This is a genomic window from Candidatus Margulisiibacteriota bacterium (assembly GCA_018822365.1).
Classification (GTDB): Bacteria; Margulisbacteria; WOR-1; order O2-12-FULL-45-9; family XYB2-FULL-48-7; genus XYB2-FULL-45-9.
Map to the genome: position 1 here is coordinate 1 of JAHJKL010000023.1, position 7,577 is coordinate 7,577.

Consider the following 7,577-nt stretch of genomic DNA (forward strand, 5'->3'; position numbering starts at 1 on the left):
GATAGCCCCCCGGCTTCAACCTCGAACTTCCTTTTTCCATAAAATATCCTGGCGGCATCGACCGCTTTTTCAATGTTCTTGGCTATTTTCAGGTGATTGTCCTTGATCAATATCGCGTCATACAGGCCAAAGCGGTGGTTTTCACCTCCGCCAAGCTTAACCGCCTGCTTTTCCAGGGAACGCCACCCGGGGATTGTCTTTCTGGTATCTAAAAGTCTTGCCTTTGTCCCCTTGAGCCTGGCGCGATATTCACCGGTTAGCGTCGCGATACCGGAAAGGCGCTGAATAAAGTTTAATGCGGTCCGCTCACCGGTTAATATTCCCCTGGCCGGACCTTTCAGCGTCGCGATCACCGTCCCTTTCTTGGCCCTGGACCCCTCTCTGACCCTGCTCGTCACCCTGATCCTTCTGTCAATTTGCCGAAATACCTCTCTGGCGATGTCTAAACCAGCAATTATCCCCTCTTCCTTGGCGGTCATTGTCGCCTCAATGAATTTTTCCCTTGGAACAATCGCCTTGGTCGTAATGTCGCCATCGCCAACATCCTCGATCAAAGCCATTTTAATTAAATGTTCGGTGCTTCTTTGTAATTTCGGCATTTTTCTACCTCAATAATACCCAGACAATGTAATAATACATCAGAGGAGCGGTCAGCACAAATGAATCGATCCGATCAAGGATGCCTCCGTGGCCCGGGACAATATTTGACGAATCCTTGACCCCGGCATCCCGCTTGATCAACGATTCGATCAGGTCGGAAAACTGCCCGGTTATCCCTATTAATGCCCCCAGAATTAAAGCATGCCAAAGATCAAGCTGGGCGGTCCAGCTAAATATCCAGGCGGCCAACAGGCAAACCACGAATCCGGCGATCGCCCCCTCCCAGGTTTTTTTGGGGGAAATTGAAGGAGCAAGGCGTGTATGCCCAAACGCCTTTCCGGCTAAATAGGCGGCAATATCCATGGCCCAGATCGTAAAGACCAGAAAAAAAAGGTATCCCCCATGGTCGGTTAAGCTTCTAATAAAAATGAGATAGCTGAAGAACCATCCGATATAGATCATCCCCAGGAGGGTCACCGCTACGTCAACAATCGTATCCTTTTCCCGCTTCAAGAAAATGCCTGATACCAGCGCGACCGCCGCGGCTATAGTTAGGATCGCCGAATGCGCCGGCTCCCAACTCCGTCTTAATGAATAATACGAGAACATAACAAAAAACATGGTAATGATATTGCCCACATAATAAGCGGGGAAAAAGCCCTTCTTCATCATTAGATTGTAAAACTCGTTGATCGAGAAAAGAGCCAAGATCAAGACCAGCAGCAAGAACGGCCAGCTGCCATAATAAATACAACCCAGTATTACCGGCATGCCGATCGCGATTGTTATTGCTCTAAGCTTCATAGCTTACCGAATCGCCTCTCTCTTTGCTGATAGGCGGTTATCGCTTCCTTAAACTGTTCCCCCCTAAACTCTGGCCAGCAAACATCGGTCACGTAAATCTCCGCGTAGGCAATTTGCCAAAGGAGAAAGTTTGAAACCCTCATTTCTGAAGCGGTCCTGATCAATAGGTCGGGGTCTGGGAGCTCTTTCGTATATAAATGCGATTGGATCTCCTGCTCGCTGGTCTTTTCCGCTCTGTTTCCGTTTTTCGCTCTTTCTTCGATTATCCCGTTTACCGCGTCAACGATCTCCGCCCTACCGCCATAATTGACCATAATATTTAAAACATTGTTCTGTCCCGAACGGGTCTTTTCCATTGCTTCCCGCATTTTTTTCTGCAATTCATTCGAAAACCGCTCAAGCTGGCCCAAGAACTGCAGCCTTACTCCGCTCTTTACCAGTTCCGCGATCTCGCGATCGATCGTCATCGACAAAAGCTTCATTAAAAAATCGATCTCTTCTTTTGGTCTTCCCCAGTTTTCTGTCGAAAAAGCGTAAACGGTTAGGTACTTCACCCCGATCTCTCTGGCTATCTTCAGCACCTCGCGCAACGACCTGGCCCCTTCGCTGTGGCCCGCGCCCCGGGGCAAGCCGCGTTTTTTCGCCCAACGGCCGTTCCCGTCCATAATTATCGCGACATGTTGTGGTATCTTATTGTGTTCCATTGTCTTTTACGAGCGGAAGCGCGCCGATCTCCCTCCGCCACAAGCGGGCTTTAAATAGAGAGTATTTCTTTTTCTTTGACGGCGGCCAAGTGGTCGGCTTCGGCGCAATATTTATCGGTCAGCTCCTGGATCTTTTTGTCCAAAAGCTTTTGCTCGTCTTCGGTAATTCCCTTTTCCGCTTTCCTGGTCTTGAGCTCTTCCAGCCCATCTCGCCTGATGTTGCGAATAACAACCTTTGCTTCTTCAGCTTCTTTTTTTATGATCTTGGTCAGGTCTTTGCGGCGCTGTTCCGAGAGCTCTGGCAGGACCAGGCGGATCACGCCGCCTTCGGTTTTAGGGGTCAGGCCAAGGTCAGAAGCCTGGATCGCTTTTTCTATACCGACAACCGCGGACTTATCGTACGCGGTTATCTGCAATAAGCGCGGCTCCGGAACAGCGATGGACGCAACTTGTTTAAGAGGGACCGAAGACCCGTAGTAATCAACATGTAAATTGTCCAAAAGCGCCGGGTTGGCTCGGCCTGTTCTAATTCCGGAAAAATTCCTCTTTAGGGCTTCGATCGATTTTTGCATGGCTGTTTCGTTGTTTTTTATCGTCTCCATTGTTTCCCCCTTATTCCGCCTCGATGATCGTTCCGACTTTTTTCCCCAATGCCGCCTGCCTGATGTTCCCTGGCTTCAGCAGGTCAAGGACCAGAATCGGTATCTTATTGTCCATACAAAGCGAGACGGCGGTCGAATCAAGGACTCCCAGTCGTTTTTGAATTACCTCCATGTGGGTGATCCGGGTGAATTTTTTTGCGTCTTTGTGCTTCATCGGGTCCTTGTCGTATACCCCGTCAACCTTTGTCGCTTTGATTATGAGGTCAACGTCAAGCTCGGCGGCGCGCAGCGCAGCAGTAGTGTCTGTAGAAAAATACGGGTTTCCGGTCCCAGCCGCCAAAACAACCACCCGCCCCTTTTCCATGTGGCGGATCGCCCGTCGCCTGATGAAAGGCTCGGCAACCGATCGCATATCGATCGCTGTCTGGACCCTGCAATTGACCCCTTGCTTCTCCAGCGCGTCCTGGATCGCAAGTGAATTAATGACTGTCGCCAGCATCCCCATGTAATCCCCGGTCGCCCTGTCGATCCCGTTGACCGCCCCGGCCACGCCGCGGAAAATATTCCCCCCCCCGACAACAACAGCAACCCCCACGCCCGCTTCCCTGGCCAGCTTAATTTCTCTGGCGACCGCATGCAAGACCTGAATGTCGATGCTCCCTTTTTTTTCTCCGCCTAATATCTCACCAGAAAGCTTAAGGAGCACTTTTTTGTATGTTGGTCTTGTCATGTCGTCAGGATTATACTATAATTCGCCTGCCATGGCAATGTACTTCCCATATTTTGAATTAGCCGCATCCCTTTTCATTTTGCTGCTCGCTTTTGAGATCTGGACCCGTCATTATGAGAACAGCCTGGCTCGCTTCTTTAGTTTTTTTGCTTTGACCGCCTTTCTTTGCGCGATCCTGACTTATTCCTACAGGATCGCCTTTACCCTTGACATTGCGCGGGACATAAATAGAATAAGCGCCGTTCTTTGGGTCTTTATTTTTCCTGTCTTTACTCATTTTGCTCTTTTATTCAGCAAGAAAGATCGTTTTCTTCGTTCTTATTATAATTATTTATGGCTTTATCTCCCCCCGTCCATCATCGGTTTATTCTTTTTATTCACCAATCTAATGTACCAGCGTTATGAGATCCAAAATATCGGGATAGTTAGCCAGCCCGCGGGATTATATTGGCTCTTTATTATTGAGGCCTTTGTTTATTTTGCCTGGGGGGTTGGGGTTCTTTTTTGGTACGCCCGGGTTGCCCCGCAAAAAACCGAAAAAGACCAGGCTTTGTTGATCGCTATCGGCGCAACCGCTTCTTTCCTGGTCGGCCTGGTCACCGATTTTATTTCTCCGCTTATTCTGGGCTATCGGATCTCTCCTCCAACGTTGATCTTTGATCTCGCGGCGATGAACTTTTTTATTTTTATCGCCATGCGCTCCTACAGCCTTTTTGCCATCTCCCCCGCCCTGGCGGCTAATGACATTATTGAAACAATGCCCGACGCCCTGATCGTGACCGATCTTGATGGGTGCGTTATATTCATGAACGATGAGGCGAAAAAGCTATTGCACGCATCCAGCAGCACTCTCTGCCACATTATCTCTTCCCTATTTAAAAATCAGACTGATTACGAAAAACTTTATGATGAAGTTGTTTGCAAAAAACAGCTCATCGAGCGCTTTTCGGCAGAACTTGTCGATCCGCTGGGCGAAAACCTCCCTGCTTTGATCAACGCCAGGCTTTTGCGGGTCCGCGGTTTTGGCGAAACCATCGGGGTGGTCTTCGTTATTCGAGACATTCGTGGCTGACCCCCTCCTTTTTTCCTTCTAATACTGCTATAATTGTAGTCTAATGCTATTGAGGAAAGAGACCGGTTTTGAGGTTATTGTCATTGGCGCCGGCCATGCCGGGATCGAAGCCGCCCTGTCCTCCGCCAGGCTTGGCTGTAAAACCCTGCTTTTAACCATGAACATTGATACCATCGGTATTATGTCCTGCAATCCGGCAATTGGCGGCCCTGCCAAATCCCAATTGGTTAGAGAGGTTGACGCCCTGGGGGGGGAGATGGGAATTTCTGCCGACCTAACTTTTTTACAAATGAAGACCCTGAACACCAACAAAGGACCGGCGGTCCAGGCCCTGCGGGCTCAGTCAGACCGCTGTCTCTATAATCAAACGATGAAATTGGCGCTTGAATCGCGGCCTGGCCTATTCCTAAAACAAGGGGAAGCGGCCGATCTGCTTATTTCCAACGGACAGGTTGCAGGTGTTTCAACAACGCTCGGAATCAATTATCTGGCCCCTGCTGTCGTTATCACTGCCGGGACATTTTTGAAGGGCATTATCCATATAGGGATGAAACATGAATCCGCCGGACGGCTAGGTGAACCTCCCGCCACCCACCTTTCCAGATCATTAATTAACGCCGGCCTAATGTTAGGCAGGCTTAAAACCGGGACGCCGGCCCGCCTTAACCGCCGCTCTATCGATTTTTCCAAAATGACTCCTCAGCCCGGCGACACCCCGCCCAAGCAATTTTCTTTTCTTTGGGAATACAGGAAATACGGTTACCCCGGGCTTCCTGACAATCCCGCTTGTTCGCTACCGCAGGTGCTCTGTCACCTGACCTGGACAAATGAAAATACGCACGAGATCATTCGGCAAAACCTTGACCGTTCGCCTCTCTTTCAAAAAAAGATCAAAGGGGTTGGGCCCCGCTATTGCCCGTCGATCGAAGACAAGGTCGTTCGCTTCCCGGAAAAAGAGCGCCAGCAATGTTTTATTGAGCCGACCGGGCGGGAGACCAATGAAATGTATGCCCAGGGGATGTCAACCTCTCTGCCGGAAGATGTTCAGCTAGCCATGCTCCGCACTATGCCCGGACTAGAGCAGGTTGAGATCGTTCGGCCAGGTTACGCCGTCGAATACGACTACCTCCCCCCATCGCAACTCCAGCCGACGCTTGAAGTTAAATCTATCAGCGGGCTATATTGCGCCGGGCAGATCAATGGAACATCGGGCTATGAGGAGGCGGCCGCACAAGGGCTGGTCGCCGGGGCAAACGCCGCCTTAAAACTACACGGCAAGGCACCCCTAACATTGACCAGGGGGGACAGTTATATCGGAACGCTGATAGATGACCTGATCACCAAAGAAATATCCGAACCTTACCGGATGCTTACTTCCCGGTCTGAATATCGCTTGCTCCTAAGGCAGGACAACGCCGACCTCCGCCTGACTGAAGCCGGCTATCATGCGGGCTTGGTCCCCGAAGATCGCTACCAGGCATTCCTAATCAAAAAAGCCGCCATCACCTCTCGCCAGCCGATCTCCCCTGAAGTTGCCGAGCAGCTTCAGATCTCCGACAAATATAAAGGATATATTATCCGCCAACTCGAACAGGTTGAGCGTTTCAAGCGCCTTGAGTCCAGGCCGCTTCCCGGCTCGTTTGATTATACCGTCATAAAAGGGCTCTCCACCGAAGCCCGGCACAAACTATCTGTTCTTCAGCCGGTTTCGGTTGGCCAGGCATCCCGGATCGCCGGTGTTTCTCCCGCCGACATCGCCGTCCTTCTGGTCTGGCTGCAGGCTTATGGTAGACAAAGCCAAGCGCCCATGATAAAATTGGCCGCTGAATAGAGGAGGTGAGATCGTGAAAAAGCTAATTTTAATCGCCTTAGCGGCAGTTTTCCTAGCCGGCGTCTCTCATGCCGCCATGGATACTATCGGCTACATTGACGTCCAAAAGGTCTTCAAAGAATACAAGGAAACCGATAAAGCCCAAAAAGAACTGTCAAAGGACGAGGAATCCTTCAAAAAAGAATTTGAAGACAGCCAAAAGAAGCTTGCGGACGCGGAAAAGAACGGCAAGAAACCTGAAGAGCTTGAGAAAATGAAAAAAGAGCTCGAAGAAAAGCTGGCCCCTAAACGGGATTCTCTGATAAAAAAGAATCAGGAAATGACCGGCAAGATCCAGGCCGCCATCCTTGAGTCCGTTAAGAAAGTTTCGAAAAAGGTCGGAGTTGATATCGTCCTTGACAAGCAGGTGCTGATCGTCGGAGGGATGGATATAACCGATATGGTCATTACCGAGCTTAATAAAAAGAAGTGAACCTAGCAGGTCTTGCCGAGGTTGTTTCCGGCATAATTAGCGGAAACGCGGAGCTTACTGTTACTAAAGCTTCAACCATTGAGGAAGCCGGGGTTGGGGATCTAGTCTTTGTCCTTGAAGACAAAAACCTCATCCCGGCTTTTTCTTCGTCTGCCTCTGCCGTTGTAACCGCCAAACTCCCGGCCAACCTGCAAGGCAAGTCGGCCCTGGTCGTCGGAAACCCTCGCCTTGCTTTGGCCAAGGTCCTGTCCATTTTTTCTGCCAACATTTCCACCCCTTTTGTTTCTGATCATTCAATTATCGCCCCTAGCGCCAGGCTGGGCCGCAACATAACGATTCATCCTTTTGTCACCATTGGTGAAAATTGTGAGATCGGCGACAATACAACGATTTTCCCCAATGTAACTGTTTATGACCGGGTGAAGATCGGCTCCAGCGTAATCATCCACGCCGGGGCAAGGATCGGGGTGGATGGGTTTGGCTTCGCCTGGGAAAACAACCAGCATGTAAAGATTCCTCAGATCGGGGAAGTTATCATCGAAGACAATGTTGAGATCTACGCCAACGTCTGCGTCGCCCGCGGCACACTGGGAACGACCCGGATCAGAAAAGGGAGCAAGATCGACAATCTCACCCATATCGCCCACAATTGCGATATTGGAGAAAATTGCGCTATTACCGCCCTGGTCGGCTTTGCCGGCTCGGTTACCTTCGGTAAGCATGTGCAGGTCGGCGGGATGGCCGGATTTAACGGACACATTA

The 7,577-nt window shown here is 50.3% G+C and carries 9 protein-coding genes; 4 read left to right on the forward strand and 5 right to left on the reverse strand.

Annotated features, from left to right (window positions below; genetic code table 11):
* The 5 genes from nadC to pyrH all read right to left on the reverse strand — a co-directional run.
* On the reverse strand, window positions 1-599 hold a 599-nt coding region (gene nadC / locus KKF06_01355), incomplete at its 3' end, for a carboxylating nicotinate-nucleotide diphosphorylase (protein MBU1616413.1).
* A 4-nt stretch (window positions 600-603) separates the two neighbouring features.
* Window positions 604-1,404 carry a phosphatidate cytidylyltransferase gene (locus KKF06_01360; protein ID MBU1616414.1) on the reverse strand — a complete coding sequence of 267 codons (801 nt, stop codon included), beginning with the start codon at window positions 1,402-1,404 and terminating at the stop codon, window positions 604-606.
* Window positions 1,401-2,108 carry an isoprenyl transferase gene (locus tag KKF06_01365; protein MBU1616415.1) on the reverse strand — a complete coding sequence of 236 codons (708 nt, stop codon included), beginning with the start codon at window positions 2,106-2,108 and terminating at the stop codon, window positions 1,401-1,403. Before KKF06_01365 ends, KKF06_01360 begins: the two co-directional genes overlap by 4 nt.
* Window positions 2,109-2,158: 50 nt before the next feature.
* Entirely contained in the window at window positions 2,159-2,710 is a 552-nt protein-coding gene (frr, locus tag KKF06_01370; GenBank protein MBU1616416.1) for a ribosome recycling factor, read from the reverse strand.
* 10 nt (window positions 2,711-2,720) lie between these two features.
* The gene (gene pyrH, locus KKF06_01375) at window positions 2,721-3,440 is read right to left on the reverse strand and encodes a UMP kinase (GenBank protein ID MBU1616417.1); all 720 of its coding nucleotides are present in this window, start codon (window positions 3,438-3,440) and stop codon (window positions 2,721-2,723) included.
* Between pyrH and KKF06_01380 the strand changes: the two genes are divergently transcribed.
* From KKF06_01380 to KKF06_01395, 4 genes are all read left to right on the forward strand, one after another.
* Window positions 3,439-4,512 (forward strand): PAS domain-containing protein, encoded by a 1,074-nt coding sequence (locus KKF06_01380; protein ID MBU1616418.1) that lies wholly within the window; start codon window positions 3,439-3,441, stop codon window positions 4,510-4,512. The two genes, pyrH and KKF06_01380, sit on opposite strands and share 2 nt — an antisense overlap.
* A gap of 43 nt (window positions 4,513-4,555) precedes the next feature.
* Window positions 4,556-6,343, forward strand: coding sequence for a tRNA uridine-5-carboxymethylaminomethyl(34) synthesis enzyme MnmG (gene mnmG, locus KKF06_01385; protein ID MBU1616419.1), 1,788 nt, complete (start codon window positions 4,556-4,558; stop codon window positions 6,341-6,343).
* Window positions 6,344-6,356: 13 nt separating this feature from the next.
* Window positions 6,357-6,815: an OmpH family outer membrane protein gene (locus KKF06_01390; protein MBU1616420.1), complete on the forward strand. Its 459-nt coding sequence runs from the start codon at window positions 6,357-6,359 to the stop codon at window positions 6,813-6,815.
* Window positions 6,812-7,577, forward strand: a 766-nt coding sequence (locus KKF06_01395) for a UDP-3-O-(3-hydroxymyristoyl)glucosamine N-acyltransferase (GenBank protein ID MBU1616421.1), incomplete at its 3' end; no start/stop codon positions are given. The genes KKF06_01390 and KKF06_01395, both read left to right, overlap by 4 nt.